Annotated in this window: 13 protein-coding genes; 10 read left to right on the forward strand and 3 right to left on the reverse strand. The window is 64.1% G+C overall.

From position 1 onward, the window contains the following. Positions 1 to 129 precede the first annotated feature (129 nt). Positions 130 to 1,176 (forward strand): TDT family transporter, encoded by a 1,047-nt coding sequence (locus tag ASG92_RS02905; RefSeq protein ID WP_082579269.1) that lies wholly within the window; start codon positions 130 to 132, stop codon positions 1,174 to 1,176. 531 nt (positions 1,177 to 1,707) lie between these two features. Here ASG92_RS02905 and ASG92_RS02910 read toward each other — a convergent pair. From ASG92_RS02910 to ASG92_RS02920, 3 genes are read right to left on the reverse strand one after another with little or no spacing between them, the layout of a single operon-like run. Beyond that, positions 1,708 to 3,042, reverse strand: a complete 1,335-nt coding sequence (locus ASG92_RS02910) for an amidohydrolase family protein (protein WP_056624222.1) — start codon at positions 3,040 to 3,042, stop codon at positions 1,708 to 1,710. Between the two features lie 48 nt (positions 3,043 to 3,090). Further along, entirely contained in the window at positions 3,091 to 4,068 is a 978-nt protein-coding gene (locus ASG92_RS02915; RefSeq protein WP_056624225.1) for a PDR/VanB family oxidoreductase, read from the reverse strand. Then, positions 4,065 to 4,754, reverse strand: coding sequence for an XRE family transcriptional regulator (locus ASG92_RS02920; RefSeq protein ID WP_240986974.1), 690 nt, complete (start codon positions 4,752 to 4,754; stop codon positions 4,065 to 4,067). Before ASG92_RS02920 ends, ASG92_RS02915 begins: the two co-directional genes overlap by 4 nt. A 196-nt stretch (positions 4,755 to 4,950) precedes the next feature. On the opposite strand from ASG92_RS02920, the gene ASG92_RS02925 reads away from it, so the two are divergent. The 9 genes from ASG92_RS02925 (at position 4,951) to ASG92_RS02960 (ending at position 15,416) form a co-directional block, all read left to right on the forward strand. Continuing rightward, on the forward strand, positions 4,951 to 6,222 hold the full coding sequence (locus tag ASG92_RS02925) for an amidohydrolase family protein (protein WP_056624228.1): 1,272 nt from the start codon (positions 4,951 to 4,953) through the stop codon (positions 6,220 to 6,222). Beyond that, positions 6,219 to 6,998 (forward strand): ABC transporter ATP-binding protein, encoded by a 780-nt coding sequence (locus ASG92_RS02930; RefSeq protein ID WP_056624230.1) that lies wholly within the window; start codon positions 6,219 to 6,221, stop codon positions 6,996 to 6,998. The genes ASG92_RS02925 and ASG92_RS02930 overlap by 4 nt, the downstream gene beginning before the upstream one ends. A 119-nt stretch (positions 6,999 to 7,117) precedes the next feature. Next, entirely contained in the window at positions 7,118 to 7,870 is a 753-nt protein-coding gene (locus ASG92_RS02935) for an ABC transporter permease subunit (RefSeq protein WP_056624232.1), read from the forward strand. A gap of 85 nt (positions 7,871 to 7,955) precedes the next feature. Continuing rightward, positions 7,956 to 9,152: a hypothetical protein gene (locus tag ASG92_RS02940; RefSeq protein ID WP_056624235.1), complete on the forward strand. Its 1,197-nt coding sequence runs from the start codon at positions 7,956 to 7,958 to the stop codon at positions 9,150 to 9,152. Positions 9,153 to 9,253: 101 nt separating this feature from the next. Beyond that, complete coding sequence (locus ASG92_RS02945; protein WP_056624237.1) at positions 9,254 to 10,603, forward strand: FAD-binding oxidoreductase; 1,350 nt, start codon at positions 9,254 to 9,256, stop codon at positions 10,601 to 10,603. After that, entirely contained in the window at positions 10,600 to 11,382 is a 783-nt protein-coding gene (locus tag ASG92_RS02950) for a creatininase family protein (RefSeq protein WP_056624240.1), read from the forward strand. The genes ASG92_RS02945 and ASG92_RS02950 overlap by 4 nt, the downstream gene beginning before the upstream one ends. Continuing rightward, a complete protein-coding gene (locus tag ASG92_RS02955) occupies positions 11,379 to 12,002 on the forward strand; it encodes a pyridoxamine 5'-phosphate oxidase family protein (protein ID WP_056624243.1) in 624 nt (207 codons plus the stop codon). The genes ASG92_RS02950 and ASG92_RS02955 overlap by 4 nt, the downstream gene beginning before the upstream one ends. Positions 12,003 to 12,557: 555 nt before the next feature. Then, positions 12,558 to 12,818 carry a hypothetical protein gene (locus ASG92_RS28055; protein ID WP_157372064.1) on the forward strand — a complete coding sequence of 87 codons (261 nt, stop codon included), beginning with the start codon at positions 12,558 to 12,560 and terminating at the stop codon, positions 12,816 to 12,818. A 2,097-nt stretch (positions 12,819 to 14,915) separates the two neighbouring features. Next, positions 14,916 to 15,416 (forward strand): helicase associated domain-containing protein, encoded by a 501-nt coding sequence (locus tag ASG92_RS02960; protein ID WP_056624246.1) that lies wholly within the window; start codon positions 14,916 to 14,918, stop codon positions 15,414 to 15,416. Positions 15,417 to 15,601 lie beyond the last annotated feature (185 nt).

The following is a 15,601-nucleotide window of genomic DNA, read 5'->3' on the forward strand; positions in this document are numbered from 1 at the left end:
ACCCACTTACTCTCTTCAAGCAAGCTAATTTACTTTCTTCAAGAAAGCTTGTACGGTGAGTCTACGCGCCGACACCGGAACGAATCAACCACTGCAGTGCACCGCACCGCCAACTTCGAGGAGTCCGGAATGAGTGTTACTGACATCAAAACCGAGCCGACAACTCTCGGAGCGCGCGTCCCTCCACCCGCGCCCTCCCCGATTGCCGCCCCTTCGGGCATGCTGCCGCTGAGCCTGTTCGGTATGCCGCTGGGCCTGGCCGGCCTGGGTGCCGGATGGTCCGCCGCCCGAGCCACTCTCGGGGCGCCGCCCTGGCCGGAGGAAGTCCTCTACGGGGTAGCCAGCGCGATCTGGCTCATCCTGACCACCATCTATCTACTGCGGGGCCTGCGACGCAAAGGAGCCTTCCGGGCCGACCTCAGAAACCCCGTAACTGGCCCCTTTGCATCATTCATTCCACTGGTGGGGATCCTGCTTTCGGCCCACTACAGCGAATACGTTCCCGCGTTAGGCACCTGGGTGTGCATAGCCTTCATCGCCGCCCTCGCAATCGTCGCCACTCAACTCTTCGCGCACTGGCTAACCGGCGGAGTATCAATGGAGTCCATTCATCCGGGCTATTTCCTGCCCGTCGTGGCCGGATCCTTCGTCGCCAGCATCGGTTTCTCCAGCGTGCACGCCCACGATGCGGCGCTGGCCGCGTTCGGCATCGGCGCGTTCTTCTGGCTGGTCGTGGGAACCGTCGTCACGGTCCGGCTGATGACCGCCAGCGAGCTTCCCCCAACAGCCCGCATCGGACTGTCGGCCTACCTTGCCGCGCCGGCCACAGCCAGTATCGCCTGGATAGTTTCCCACCCGGGACCCATGGGAGCGCTGCAGCTCGGCCTCACCGGAGTGCTCGTCATCATGCTGCTCATGCAACTTCTGCTCATCGGAGAATACCGCAAGCTGGCCTTCAGCCCCCTGTTTTGGGTCTTCGCCTTCCCCGTCGCCACCACGGCAAACTACGCCGTCCGCTGGTTCGCCGCATCGAACCTTCCCGGCCGGGAAATCTACTCCTGGACCATCCTCGGCCTGGCAACAGCCTTCATCCTGACCATCGCCGCCCGCAGCGTCACGGCAGCCATCACCGGAAGATCCAAAAAACGCCAGAACCAGGCCCCAGCCCCCCTTTAGACCGACCGGTCACCAGCCGCCCCAACCATCTCTTCAGTCATAGCTCGGCAGCCACATTCATTGCTTCCAGCCCAATAATTGGCCACTTAGCAAGCAGGGACCGGGCAGCTTGCCCGGTCCTGCTCGTCTGGGGTGGACCGCCCGGACTCCCATTGCCTCGTCAGACCACTTCCATGTGAGGGACACTGGGTCCCGTGCCAACGTCCTATTTCCGGGAAGGGTGAGACAGCTCTTGGAACGTGGAGCTCCGACGCCGATTCTCGAATTATGGCGTTCCCCGAATTCTTCGTTTGCGAGTGCATAGTGCGCCCTTCTCGCGTCACAAGCGCTGCAAGCTAGGGCTTGTCCCCGTAGACGCGGTAGCGCCTTTGGGTGAACCCGTAGCCCGCCGATCTGCTTCAGCTCCCGGAGTTTCTCGGGGTGGTCGTCGACCCGGAAGTCGGGGACATTCCAAGGGACCAAGGCCAAGTAGGTCATGAGGGACTCCAGATCGACGAAAGGTCCGCAGTTGCGCTGCCGCGGATAGGCGAATTATCTGCCCACTCGTCTGTGTAGAGCGATGACGAGATCATGCTCGTCCGCGCCCACCAGCCGGAAGTCGCGGACTACTACCCTGCCCGCGACCACTACATGCCGTGGCCGGCGCCCCGGCGATGCCCACAAGATCCCCGCAACGGGATCCGCTACGCCGGCATCGGTAATCCCGGATACATCCCACACACACAAGTCCCCTGCCGCCCCGGCCCGCAAATGGCCGAGCTCCGGACGGCCAAGGCCTCGTGCCGAGCCTTCCGTGGACATGCTGAGCACCTCGCGGGCGGAAACGGCCCGGCCCACAAGAGGAGCGATCTGCATGGCCAGCCGTGCATCGGCGAGCAGGTGGCCGGCGTCGTTTGAGCCGCCGCCGCTCGTGCCCAGACCCACATTCACGCCGGCGTCGAGCAGTGCGGCGACCGGGGCGATTCCCCAGCCCATGGGGAGGTCACAACCTGGGGCATGGGTGGCCGTCGCGCCGGATGCGGCAATCCGGGAGATCTCCCCGGGTGTGACGTCGCACAGGTGAGCCAGAGTTACATCGTCCTCAAGCCAGCCCCAGTCCTCCAGAAGCTCCAGGGGGCGGCGACCGTAGCGCTCCAGGGCAATCCCGACATCCACCTGCTCGTTTGATTGAGTCCTGCGCCGCAGCCCGTGCCTGCGCGCCACCTCACCGAGCAGCTTGTACGTTTCAGGGCCGTCGCTGTGGACCCCGGCAGGACCGACGGCGAGCTGCAGCATGCCGTCCCCGCTCGTGCCGCCCGTAGCGCCGGGCATGAGGGCTGCAACGATGTCCTCCGTCGATGTAGCGGCGGTCTGGGGATCGTCCCCTGCGGTTCCTCGCACAAAGGCAAGGCGGGCGCCCACGCGCCGGACGGCTTCGGCGCTTGCACTGGCTATCGCCACAGTGTCGGCCGCGTGCGGCCAGCTCAGGTGGTGGTCGGCCACGGTAGTCACCCCGCATAACAGGCCCTCCGCGGCGCCGGCAGCTGCCGCAAGGCCCGCGAGCTCCGGGTCGATGGTGGCGGTGCCGTAGGCCTTTGCCATGGTGGGCAGCCATTCGCTCATGGCCACACCGCGCGTGCCGGGAAGGGTGCGGAAGGCCGATTGAAGCAGGTGGTGGTGTGCGTTCACAAGCCCGGGTGTGACCACACAGCCGGTGGCGTCGAGCACCTCTCCGTCGGAGGGTGCGGTAACGCCCGATGTAGGGATGGAGCCCGCTGGGACGGGCGCTGCCTCGGCAGCCACGATCCCGGCGCTGATGTGCAGCGGGCCGGTGCGTTCGTTGTTGCCGTCGATGAAGATCCGTTCGGCGTTGGTGATGGTGAGCACGGGGGACTCCCTGCATAGTGGGCGTGTGGGTGAACGTGGCGGCTGGGGTCAGAGATCGAGCACGAGCCGGCTGCATGCCGCGCGCGAGACGCAGACCATCATCACGCGGTTCTCGGCTTGTTCTTCCGCTGTCAGAACGGAGTCTCGGTGGTCAGCCGTTCCGGAGATGATGGGGGTCTCGCAGGTGCCGCAGGTACCGTCGCGGCAGGAGGAGAGAACAAAAGCCCCGGCTTCTTCCGCGGCCTCCAGGATCGTTTGGCCCTCGGCTACTGTGACGGTCACACCCGTCTGCTGGAGTTCCACCTCGAACGGCCCGTTCAGAAGAGGCGCGCCGGCCTCCTTCGGGGTGAAACGCTCCAGATGCACACTCACTCCGACGCGCCCGGCGAAAGCGTCCTCGACGGCGTCGAGCAGCCTGGCGGGGCCGCAGCTGTACACGGCAAGCCGGGCACCTGGTCCTGGACGGCTGTCTGCCGCAAGCACACCCAGTGCCAGACGCCGACCTTCATCGGCGGCGTGGATCCGCACTCGTTCGGGATGGGTGGCGAGCAGTTCATCCACGAACGCCATGGTCTGCCGGGAGCGCCCGGCGTAGTCCAGGGTCCAGTCGAGGCCCCGTGCGGTTGCCTCACTGACCATGGGAAGGATCGGGGTGATGCCGATTCCGCCAGCCACAAATAGGACCCGGGCCGAGGCCTCCGGCTCAAAGCGAAAATGATTGCGAGGACCGCGAACGCGCAATGTGGTCCCAACTGTGGCGGAGTCGTGCAACTGCATGGAGCCGCCCCGACCGCCGGGCTCGCGCAGGACGCCGATCCGCCAAGGCGATCCCGTACCCTCGCTACTGCACAGGGAGTACTGCCGTTCAATCCCGCCAGGCAACAGGACATCAAGATGTGAACCCGGCGTCCAGGGGGGAAGGGCTGAGCCGTCTGCGCTTGCCAGCTCGAAGGCCATGACGCCGGCCGCAAGCTCTCGGCATGCCGCGACGCTGACCTCGAACACCTCGACGTGTTCGGCGCTCATGACTTCCCACCCCGGTCGGCGTCCGCGCGCTCCAAGTGGACGTCGCCGGTCCTGCTGGTCAACGACTGGTCTTCCTTGACGACGATGGCGCGGTACACGCTGCCGTCCGGTGAGCTCCAGCGGTGCCGGGTGCCCCCGGGGTAGTGGATCGAGTCCCCCGCATGCAGCAGCTCGCACCCGCGGTCGTCCAGTTCCACCAGCACGCTGCCGGAAATGACGAACAGGAACTCGTCCTCGTCATGCACATAGAACCTGCCCGGATCGACATTGGAATCGTGCCATTCCAAGGTCATGACTCCCCGGTTCCCTCGGGCCAGGGTGCGGGCCTCGCCCTTGCGCGTCGGCCCGCGGATGCCTTCGTCGGCCCGGACGACGTGGACGTTGCCGTGGTCGGCCGAGGACGGGCCGCGGGCCTCCGCCGCGAGCATCAGCTCGATCTGGCCGATCCCCAGTGCATGGGCGATCCGGTCCAGCGACGACATACTCGGGCGGGCAAGGCCCCTTTCCAGTTGGCTGAGAAAGGGATGCGAAAGGTCTGTTGCTCCCGCGAGCTGGACCAGCGTGAGTCCTTTGTCCTTGCGCAGCCGACGGATGCGCTGGCCCATCAGTGCGATCTGCCTGTCAATGGCGGGCGCCCGGCCGGTGCCTTCGCCGCCGGATCCCGCTACGTCTACCGGGTTATTCACCGTCACTCCTTTCGGTCCCCCTCAACACTATGGAACCGTCATTTCATCCTCGGTGGTGCAGGACGCCGGCGGATTCACCGTCGGGAAATCAACGCGTTACGCGGGCGAAACACGACCACCGTATGTTGAAGCTATCAACATGTTGACTGTATCAACATTTTGCCCCACATCGAAAGCAATGTAATCGGAGGGCCTTGTGCACCAGCTGCCTCGCCAGATCTCGCTCCTGTGTTCAGCTACGCTGCTCGATGGAACCGTCCGGGACGTAGAGATCAACGGAAACCGCGTTGGCCGCGTCGTGGCCGCTGGGCAAGGCCGGCGGTCCGGCTCCGGAACGGAGATAGACCTCAGCGGCTTCATGCTCCTCCCGGCACCTGCCGAACCGCACGCGCATTTCGACAAGGCACTGTCCGCGGACGCCATCCGGCCTCCCCTGGGAAATCTGCGAGACGCGATTGATTCGTGGCGGCGACACGCCTCCACGATGACCGTCGACGACATCCGCGACCGGGCCCTTGAAGCCGCACTCACGCTGCTCGCCAACGGCACCACGTCGGTGCGGTGCCACGTCGACGTCCTGCTCGGAGACAAACCCCTCCGCGGCGTCGAAGCCCTCGCTGCTGTCCGCCGGGAACTTGCAGGGCTCATGGACCTCGAACTTGTGGCCCTCGCGGGTCCCGATGTCCCGGACCAGGACATCGAAGCAGCCATCGATCTCGGCGTCGACCTCGTCGGCGGATCACCCCACCTCGCCGCAGACCCGTTTACAGATCTGCGCCGGCTGATCACGCTCGCCGAACGACGCGGCGTCGGCGTCGACCTTCACACAGACGAGAGCCTGGACGGTGCCCTCACCATCGTCGAGTTCGCCCGGTTGGTCCGAGCGTGGCCTCCGGACAGGATGAGGACAGCAGGCCACTGCGTGCGGCTCGGAACCCTCGAAACGGAGGATCTCCACTCCGTAATAGACGAGATCCTCCGGAGCGACCTCGGAATAGTCACCCTCCCCCTCACCAACCTTTACCTTCAAGGCTGGGACCACCCGGTGTCGACGCCGCGCGGCCTCACCGCAGTCCGTGCACTGTTGGACCGTGGCGCCCGATTGGGAGCCGGGGCTGACAACGTGCGAGACCCGTTCAATCCAGTGGGGCGAAGTGACGCCTTCGAAACGGCCGGGCTGCTTGTCGCCGCCGCGCATCTGACACCTGCCGAGGCCTACGACGCGGTTTCTTCCGGCGCCCGTTCCGTCATGGGTCTGCCCGCAGCGGGCCCGGACGAGAACGCCAGCGCCGAGCTCCTGGCCATCCGCGGCACCAGCATCGGCGATGTGGTCGCAACTGCGTCCCCTGACCGGTACGTAATCCACGCCGGGATGCTTGTGGCGCACAGCGAAGTATCGCGCCGCATCGCAATTCCCGGAACCCGGGTCAATTCATTGACCCCGATCGAATCAAGGTACTCCGCATGACAGCTACACAGGCAGCAGCGCCGCCGGCAACACAGGACGAAGCCAGGACTCTGCTCGATTTCCAGGACGTCGAAATGACCTTCCCCAACGGCACCGTCGCCCTCTCGGGCGTCGATCTGACGGTCCGCGAGGGCGAGTTCGTGACCGTCGTTGGACCTTCCGGATGCGGCAAAAGCACCCTGCTCCGCATCGCTTCGGGGCTGGAAAGCTCATCCCACGGAACAGTCAGCATCGCCACGTCCCGGATCGGATACGTCTTCCAGGATGCCACCCTGCTTCCCTGGCGCAACGTCCGCGCGAACGTCGAACTGCTGGCCGAGTTAAGGAAGGCCCCCCGGGCGGTCCGCTCGCAGAAGGCCCGGGAAGCCATCGATCTGGTCGGGCTCAAAGGCTTCGAAGAGCACCTTCCGCGGCAGCTCTCCGGTGGCATGAAGATGCGTGCCTCCCTGGCCCGTTCACTCACCCTGGACCCGGAACTGTTCCTCTTCGACGAACCGTTCGGAGCCCTCGATGAGATCACGCGCGAGCGGCTCAACGACGAACTTCTTCGGCTCTTCGCCGAACGCCGCTTCGCGGGACTGTTCATCACTCACTCCGTTTCCGAGGCCGTGTACCTCTCCACGAAGGTGGTGGTCATGTCGGGCCGGCCCGGAGCGATCGTGCGCACCTTTGACGTGCCGTTCCCCATACCCCGTGACCCTGACATCCGTTTCACGCCCGAGTTCGCCGCCCTGGTAGGCGACGTCTCCCACGCACTCCGAGAGGGGCACCACTGATGTCAGCCACGATCAACCCGGAGAAGGCCCCCACAGCCACGGCCTCCGGGCTTCCCATCAGGCGAACAATGCCCGCTGTTCGGGCTCGTAGGCCCCAGACGGCCACATGGGTTCCGCCCATGCTAGTCTCCCTGGTGCTCCTGGGGCTCTGGTACGCAGTCAGCTACCTGGTGCTGGACGAGAAGCGACGGTTCCTCATGCCGCCTCCAGACCAGGTGGTCACAAAGGGCTTCCTGGACCCGGATGTCCTGGGCGAGATCCTGGCAAGCCTGGGGCAGACCGCCGCCGTGGCCCTCGCCGGTCTCGCTGCAGCGATCGTCATTGGGATGGCGTGGGGGATCGCAATGTCACAGGCCAGGTGGATCGAACGCTCACTGTTTCCCTACGCCGTGATCCTGCAGTGCATCCCCATCCTCGCACTGGTGCCCCTGATCGGATTCTGGTTCGGCTTCGATTTCTTCTCCCGGACAGTCGTCTGCGTCATGATCGCGCTCTTCCCCGTCGTCTCGAACACCCTGTTCGGGCTCCAATCGGCGGACCGCTCCCAGTTGGAACTCTTCCGGCTGCAGAACGCCAGCCGCTGGACGGTGCTGGCCAAGCTCCAACTGCCCGCTGCCCTGCCGGCGGTCTTCGCGGGCATGCGTATTTCCGCAGGCCTCGCCGTCGTCGGCGCCATCGTCGGAGACTTCTTCTTCCGCCGCGGTGCCCCCGGCATCGGCTCCCTCATCAGCAACTACCAATCACGGGTCGAATCCGCCGAACTCTTCGCCGCGATCATCACCGCCTCACTGTTCGGCGTCGTGATCTTCTGGCTCTTCGGCTCGATCGCCAAGCTCGTGGTCGGAGCCTGGTACGACGTCGACGCCCGCTAATGGCCGCACCTGGCCACCCCAAGATGTTTCACCGTGCACGCTCCATCCTTCCCCATTCGGGATCTTCCCCCACTCGAGGAGACACATGCAACGCCCAACACCCCGCACCTCAGCCCGCGCCATTGTCCTGTCCGGCGTCGCGGCGCTCACCACGCTCACGCTCAGCGCTTGCGGCGCATCGAGCGCCACCGCACCCGCCGCAAGCGCGGCGGACCAAGCAATCGGCTCGGTTGACCTGAAGGCCGCAGGTTGCCCGGCTAACGTCGTGATCCAGACCGACTGGAACCCGGAGAGCGAACACGGTCACCTCTACCAACTGCTCGGGCCCAGCCCCACGATCGACGCCGCGAACAAATCCGTCTCCGGCCCCCTCTATGCCAGCGGCCAGTACACCGGTGTCAACGTCGAAGTCCGCTCGGGAGGGCCGGCCATCGGCTTCCAGAGCGTGGCGGCACAGATGTACCAGGACCCCGCCATAACCATCGGCTACATCAACACCGACGAAGCCGTCCAGCTGTCCGCAAAAATGCCTACAAAGGCGGTGTTCGCTCCATTGGACATCAACCCACAAATGATCATGTGGGACCCGGGCACGCACAAGGCCAAGACCATAGCCGAGCTGGGAACCGAACTTGCCGCGAACGGCGGCGTCGTGCGCTACTTCGGGGGCTCTACTTGGATGGAGTACCTGATGGCGAAGGGCGTCCTCTCCGAGAAGGTAGTTGACGGAAGCTACGACGGAACCCCGGCCAACTTCGTCGCCGGCGGCGGCAAGGACGCCCAGCAGGGCTTCGCCAGCGCCGAACCGTACATCTACCAGAACGAAATATCGGCGTGGAAGAAGCCGGTTGCCTACCAGCTCATCCACGACGCCGGGTGGCAGATCTACCAGGCCGCAGTCTCCGTCCGGTCTGCCGACGAATCCACGCTGGGCGGATGCCTTGCCAAACTTGTGCCCGTGCTCCAGCAGGCCGAGGTGGACTTCTTTAAGGACCCCAAGCCCGTTGAGAGCCTCATCCTTGACCTGGTCACGGAGTTCAACACGGGCTGGGTCTACTCCCGGGGTGTGGCCGACTTCTCGGTGAAGGCCATGATCGAACAGAAGATAGTGGGCAACGGCAACAACACCACACTGGGCGATTTCGACGCGGATCGCGTGAAGAAGGTTTTCGACGAATCCATCCCGCTCTTCACCAAGCTCGGCAGCAACCCCAAGCCCGGGCTGAGGGCCGAGGACATCTACACCAACAGGTACATCGACACCTCAATCGGTCTGAAGTAACCGCGCAAAACAGCAGCTCCGGGCGAGCACCGCCGGCCGTGCCCTAACAGCGGCACGGCCGGCGGCGCCGTTGACCTTTTCTTAAAGAAAGAACGATAACCATGAACGACACCTACCCCACATCAACAATCGATGCGCTGGCCGCGGAACTGCGTAGCATTCTGGGCGAACGCGGCGTCAGTACCGAACTGGCGATGCGCGAGAAGGCCTCGATCGACGGAGCCAAGCTCTCACCCGTCATCATGGAACAGCTTCCGCTCGGTCTCGCGGACTTGGTCGCCTTCCCCGCCACGGCCGGTGAGATCGTCCAGGCCGTGGGGGCTGCGGTGCGCCACGGTGTCTCCATCACCCCGCGGGGCAAGGGCACCGGCAACTACGGCCAGGCAATCCCCATGCCCGGAGGCATGGTCTTGGACCTTTCCCGGGCAAAGGCGATCCTCGACGTCGGGGACGGTTTCGTCACCGCAGAGGCAGGGGCCACCATGATCCAGCTGGAAACAGCAGCCCGCGCCGCAGGCCAGGAACTGCTCATGTATCCGTCCACGGCTCAAAGCACCATTGGCGGTTTCCTCTCCGGCGGTTCATGTGGAACCGGCTCAATTGAACACGGTGTCATATCCGAGTCGGGCTTCGTAGTAGCGCTGGACGTGGTTCACGCCGTTGCCGATCCGGTGATGATCCGGGTGGAGGGCGCAGAGGCGCAAAGCTACCTTCACAACTACGGCACGGCCGGGATCATTGTCCGGGCCACTGTCAAACTTGAACCGCTGCGCGAGTGGCGCGCCTTCTACGCAAGCTTCCCGGCCTTCGAGGGGGCGCTGTCCATCATCCGCGAGCTCGGGCAAGCCACACCGACCCCGCGACTCGTCTCGGCCGACCTGCCGATGCTCGCCGCAGCGCTACCGGCGGATGCAGCCATCCCCGCCGGCCGGGCAAGCCTACGCGCCATCCTGGACGTGGCTGCCGTGCCCGCAGCCACCGCCCTCGTCGAACGAGCGGGCGGACGGGTGGAAGACGTCCGGGTCGGCCCGCAGGCAGTCATCAAACTCAGCATGATCTCGTACAACCATCCAATCGAGTGGCTGCAGAAAGCACACCGTGACACCTACTTCCACGTCGAGGTGGCAGGTGATGCGCTGATTGAACGGATCGATGAAGTCCACGCGGTTTACTCCGGCGGAATGCTCCACATTGAGGCGCAGCGCGACTATCCGATCGGCATGCTCGCCGGGCGCTTTGAGAGCAAAGCCCAGGTGGAGGCTGGCCTGGAGCGGCTTAAAGACCTTGGAGTGCGTGTTCACAATCCACACCAGTGGTTCGTTGACTTCGAAGTCCAACGGACCATGGACCTCGCGGCCGTGACCGACCCCTTCCGGCTCCTAAACCCCGGGAAACTCGTCCGCGACGAAGAGCAGCCACACGGCCTCATGACGGTGGAGGCCCAGAGATGACCCGCAATCTGGCAGAGCTGTCCGGCCCCGCCGCCGCTTCCATGCTCGCTCCATCATCGGTAGTGGTGGTGCCTACCGGTGCGGTCGAACACCATGGTCCACACCTGCCCCTGATCACTGACTACCTCCTTGCCGACTCGGTGGGAAGCAGCGCCGTAGAACGCGCCGCCGCGGCCGGCATCGACGTCTGGATGCTGCCAACGCTGGCCTACACCAAATCGGACGAACACGCCTGGGCTCCAGGGACTGTGTGGCTCAGCTGGGACGCCATGATGAAGACCGTGATTGACATCGGCCGGTCCGTGGCCACCACCCCAGCCAGGACCCTCGTGTTCCTGAACGGGCATGGCGGAAATGTGGCGCTTTTGCAGGTCGCGTTGAGGGAGATCCGCCGCCGCTTCGGCCTCAATACATTCCTCATAGGGGTCCAAGTATCGGCTGACGGCGTCGAGCCGCCAGAGGAGGAATGCGACCTCGGCATCCATGGCGGCCATGGCGAAACCTCGCTTATCATGCACATCCGGCCCGATTTGGTGGACATGTCGCTCGCAGAGCGAAACGTGCCCTCCCATATTGCCGACGCTGAGTACATCGGATTCCATTCCAAGCCGGTCAGCTTTGGCTGGCTCTCCGACGACTTCGGCCCCAGCGGCGTGATCGGTGATCCGACGCGCGCCAACACCGCTGACGGCGCCGCAATCTTCGAGGCCGCAGTCTCGCAGGCCACGGCGGCGTTGGTGGAAATCTCGCGCTTCCGTCCGGCAAGAGAAGGCTTATGATCACCTCCTCCACGACCTTCGGCAGTGACACGGCGCATCCCGATACGGATCCAACGGACCCGCTGGCATTAGCCAAGGAATGGTTACCTGAGCACGAAGACGGGTTGCGACCCCTTATGGCGCTGTCTACCACGGATCTGGATGGTTATCCGGATGTGCGGCATGTGCTCCTCAGCGCCTTCGACGGCGCCGCGTTCTACTTCAACACGGACGTGCGGTCCCGCAAGACCGCACAGCTTGAGTCAGACCCCCGCGCCGCGCTTGCGCTGGTATGGCCGGACATTGGCAGGCAGCTGGTTGTGCAGGGTGATGTCCACCGGGTTTCGGACGAGGAGGCGGCCTCCGTGTTCCAGCAACGTAGCCGCTACCTCCAGTTGCTCGCCTGGGTAAACGATGACCAGACGGCCCGGATGCCGCTCGCGGAACGCCGTGATGCTTGGGAGCGGTTCGCTGAAGCGCACCCACCCGGCTCACTTCTTCTCGCGCCGCCCAGTTGGTACGGATACAAAATTGCCCCGCGCCGGATGACATTCTGGCGCGGCGATTCCGACGGTCCCTCAAACCGTCTTGAATACCGGTACATAGCCAATGCATGGACCCTCGACAGGTTGGCGGGCTGAACAAAGGAACAACACGCATTGACGGCGTTCCCCATCGCTGCCGGGAATCCCGCCATCTCGACAGCGACCCCACATCAGGGTCCGGCCGAAGCCCCGTTCCCGTTGGGTGCGCCGGGGCGGCCTCCCCCGCTCCGCCGGAACGCTCACACGGGCGGAGCAACCCAGTGAACGTGCAGCATCCACGTCCACAGTGAAAGGAAGAACACCGCTAAGACGACCAGGAGCCCCTTTGGGAAAAGATTCCATCCTGACCGATGCCGCAAGCCGGTACCGAGCGCCAGCCTTGCCGAAGACATCCTGGAACTGCGGCTGCTGACGGCCGGAGTCACCCTCACCGGACCCGTAGATACGAACGTACCTCGAAAGGGGTAGCTAATCCGTCGTTCCGAGACGACCCCAGTTCAGACCACACATCGCTGGGGACCCTCCGGCGAGGGTAGATAACGTGGAACCGATTCTCCCAGTTTTAGTAGGAGGTGGGGCCAGATACGGCCGTCGTGCCGGGGCCACAAATGGTTGACACAACCAAGGCTCGACGCTCATTCCGATGATCTGGTGCGTCTCGAAGGATTGTTATCAGGACTGAAGGCGGATCTTCAAAGGCAGATGGAGCAGACTAAGACGGCCTCTGCCGACATTCAAGCAAAGGGGCTTCCCGTCATCGCTGCCGGCATTCTCCTGTGCGCTGTTCCAACAGAACTTGCCTTCTGGCCGGCAGTGGGCTGGGTCGCTTTCCTTCTCGCATGGGGATTTACGGTATGGATTACAGTACTGAGCGCAAAAAGTGGTTTATGGCGAATTTACGGTGCCGTCTAAAAGACCGTGCACATTCGCCGGTCCGGTGGCGAGAGGAGAATCAGTGGTGACCTGGCGTTTGTGTGCATCCGGTCAGGTGGGTCCCATCGTCCATGTGTGCGGGAAAAGCCCGGAGGATTTGGCTTTTTTACTGAGCCCGTGTAGTCGAGGGGCAAACACACGCATTCCCAGCCGTGTGTATTTCCCCATGCGATCAAGCGGACATGCTATGAACCGGTGATCTCATCCCAGCCTGACACGTAGGGTCTTGGCCCCTCTGCCCGGAGCAGGCACCGCGACTTTAGCCTCTTCCGCGCGACGTCGTAGCCGGCGGACTTCGCCAGCTGGTGCCGCAATCGGTCGTAGCGTCTCTTGGTCCGCGGATCCGCCTGCCCGAGGCTGTCCTGTTAATCGTGCAGAGCTACACCGTTGTCCAGGGCGATCGTGGCAAACGAGAACCGCAGGTTGTGCGGGCTGATGCAGCCATCCACGCCGGCTTGCCGGGCCAGACGTTGGACTGTACGAAGCGCCTCTGACTCGTTCCAGGCGGAACCACATCAGCACCGCTCATGCCCAGGTAGAAGTTCAGCACCTCGACAGCAGGAGCCGGCACGGTGTCTCGACCTCCGTACGGCTTTCGGACGGACGCCGGGATCGCTGAACCGGTAGGGTCCGACGGCATATGCGATGCAGTAGACGGACATCTGGTGTAGCCGCGACCCAGTGACCCGCTGCGCCTGGAGTCGTGAACCCACCTCACCCGTGATGCGTAGGCACAACCTGAGGACAGCCAGAGTCCGCTCCAACTCTCAAGTCCGGGATTGGTGGCGAAAACTTGATCTGAAGGGCCGCTTTCTAGGCAAGCGGCGCGGCGGGGCTGCGACACCCACCCCCTAAACTTCGCCAGTGATTGTTGATTCGTGAACTGCCCTCTTCAACCGCAGCCAAACTTGCCGAGATCACATCCCCCATGCCTCTCAACGATGTGCACTTGGGGGATTTTCTCTGCCTCAGGGCCCCGCAGGAGCCCTGAGGCCGGCCGGCTCGATGTCAGTCGCTGAGGAGCTACGGGTTCGTGGAACAGTATTATGCGCCGACGGTGGACTGCCCCTCTCCCCCAAGATCCGACTCTCAATGGCCGCGGCCCAGTGCCGGTCAGCAGAAGTTCGCGCCCCGAGCGAAGTCTCATCGGCGCATGGAGTACCTCAAAAGTGAACATTGGTGGTCACAAACTATTAGCCGGAGATGGGTAACAAAAATGACTTTGACCTGCGGAAATACGCGAAACTGCCCCGATTTGAACCCATATAAAATTAGTGATTTTCTTGCCAGTGAATGTTAAAACAGGAGGTGGGTCGTTTCAGGCCCGTGTTTCTCCTTGTTCAGGCAAGGTTCTCGGCATTCAATAGGCCCCTGGAACGGCGATCGAGCTTGACCGGACGGACGATAGCGCGACCCTGCGAGAGACCATCTGAGACGAGCTTGTTTGACGAACTTTCAAGAACGAGGTGGGTCAGCATAGGCCCAGGTCGCATCGTGCTCGCTCGACCAACCAGCGTCCGACTGACGGACGAACAATCGGGCGCATGGATGGTCCTCGGGTGGAACGCGGGCTCGAGCTCGGTCACGACTACCCGTGTCCGGCGGAGGCCGCCGTCTACAGGTGCGCCGCCGATTGTCTCCTGACATGTTGCCGCCCGGGAATCCGAGTGGACAGGATCGAATGGTCACCGCGGCGCGGCGTCATCGCGATCGGGCGAAGTTCGCCGCCCCACCGATCGTGCATAGTCTTGCCTGCTCCCGGGGAGCTACCATTCTATGTTTGATGCGGCGTCAGAGCCGTAGCGGCCACACTCCGCGAATTCCCGAACACGGACAGCCGGCGGACGACATAGCGGCCTGCGTACCTGAGTGCAGCGGATGCTCAAAGATCCCGGATCCGGCGGGGCTTTGGCAGGATGAAGCCATGAAGACTACTCCGCGACGCAGCGCTCCTTACCAGGAGTGGGTGCTCATGTACCGGAAGGGCCTGAGCCGGGCGCAGATCGCGACCTCACCGATGCCGCGCCGGCGACTGTGGGCTACCACCTCGGACTCGCTCGGATACATGATCCCGGATTGCAGAACGAGCACGAGACGGCGGCCCGGAAACCCGACCGGCCCACCGCCCACGCGGCAGAACGGGTGCAGCAGCTCGCCGCGTTTGTACAGGAAACCGGCCGGTACCCGTCCAGAAGCTCAGGCAACGTCTCGGAACGGACCCTGGCGGAATGGCTTCAGCGGCGTCGCCGCGAAGCCGCTGTCGGGACGCTGGCGCCTGCGCTGCGTGAAGGGCTGGGCGTACTGCCGGAGTGGCGCGGCGTCCCCCGAGCGGTGGCCGATGAGGCCCGGTGGCAGGACCAGCTCGCGGCCCTGGCGGCGTACCGGGCCTCCGGGCAGGACTGGCCGCGTCACAAGGCAACGGTCACCGGCGAAGAGCATGAGCTCGGCGTGTGGCTGCACACCCAGCGGTTCATGCTTCGCCGAGGCGACCTCGCCTCCGCCAAGGTGGAGCCGCTGGACGCCGCAGTCCCGGGATGGCGGACCGGAAGAACGCGCGGCAGGAAGCCAAAACACTAGAACGGATTGTGCCCACTGAGGGCCAAGTGGAACCCTCCGCACAGCTCAAAGCTGTCCCCGTGGCGTGCAACCCGTTCTTGTCAGACCCCTCCCCCAGAATAAATGTGCGGCTGAGAAGCCGCTACGGGCCGGTGACGTACCGGACGTGGGTGTGGAGTTCGGCGGTGACCCGCCGAGACGATGTA

It is taken from the genome of Arthrobacter sp. Soil736 (assembly GCF_001428005.1).
Classification (GTDB): domain Bacteria; phylum Actinomycetota; class Actinomycetes; order Actinomycetales; family Micrococcaceae; genus Arthrobacter.

Bases quoted from the DNA above. Each gene is read 5' to 3' on its own strand.
- ASG92_RS02950 (WP_056624240.1), top strand. From the start codon at position 10,600: ATGACCCGCAATCTGGCAGAGCTGTCCGGCCCCGCCGCCGCTTCCATG.
- ASG92_RS02905 (WP_082579269.1), top strand. From the start codon at position 130: ATGAGTGTTACTGACATCAAAACCGAGCCGACAACTCTCGGAGCGCGC.
- ASG92_RS02945 (WP_056624237.1), top strand. From the start codon at position 9,254: ATGAACGACACCTACCCCACATCAACAATCGATGCGCTGGCCGCGGAA.
- ASG92_RS02935 (WP_056624232.1), top strand. From the start codon at position 7,118: ATGCTAGTCTCCCTGGTGCTCCTGGGGCTCTGGTACGCAGTCAGCTAC.
- ASG92_RS02915 (WP_056624225.1), bottom strand. From the start codon at position 4,068: ATGAGCGCCGAACACGTCGAGGTGTTCGAGGTCAGCGTCGCGGCATGC.
- ASG92_RS02940 (WP_056624235.1), top strand. From the start codon at position 7,956: ATGCAACGCCCAACACCCCGCACCTCAGCCCGCGCCATTGTCCTGTCC.
- ASG92_RS02955 (WP_056624243.1), top strand. From the start codon at position 11,379: ATGATCACCTCCTCCACGACCTTCGGCAGTGACACGGCGCATCCCGAT.
- ASG92_RS02930 (WP_056624230.1), top strand. From the start codon at position 6,219: ATGACAGCTACACAGGCAGCAGCGCCGCCGGCAACACAGGACGAAGCC.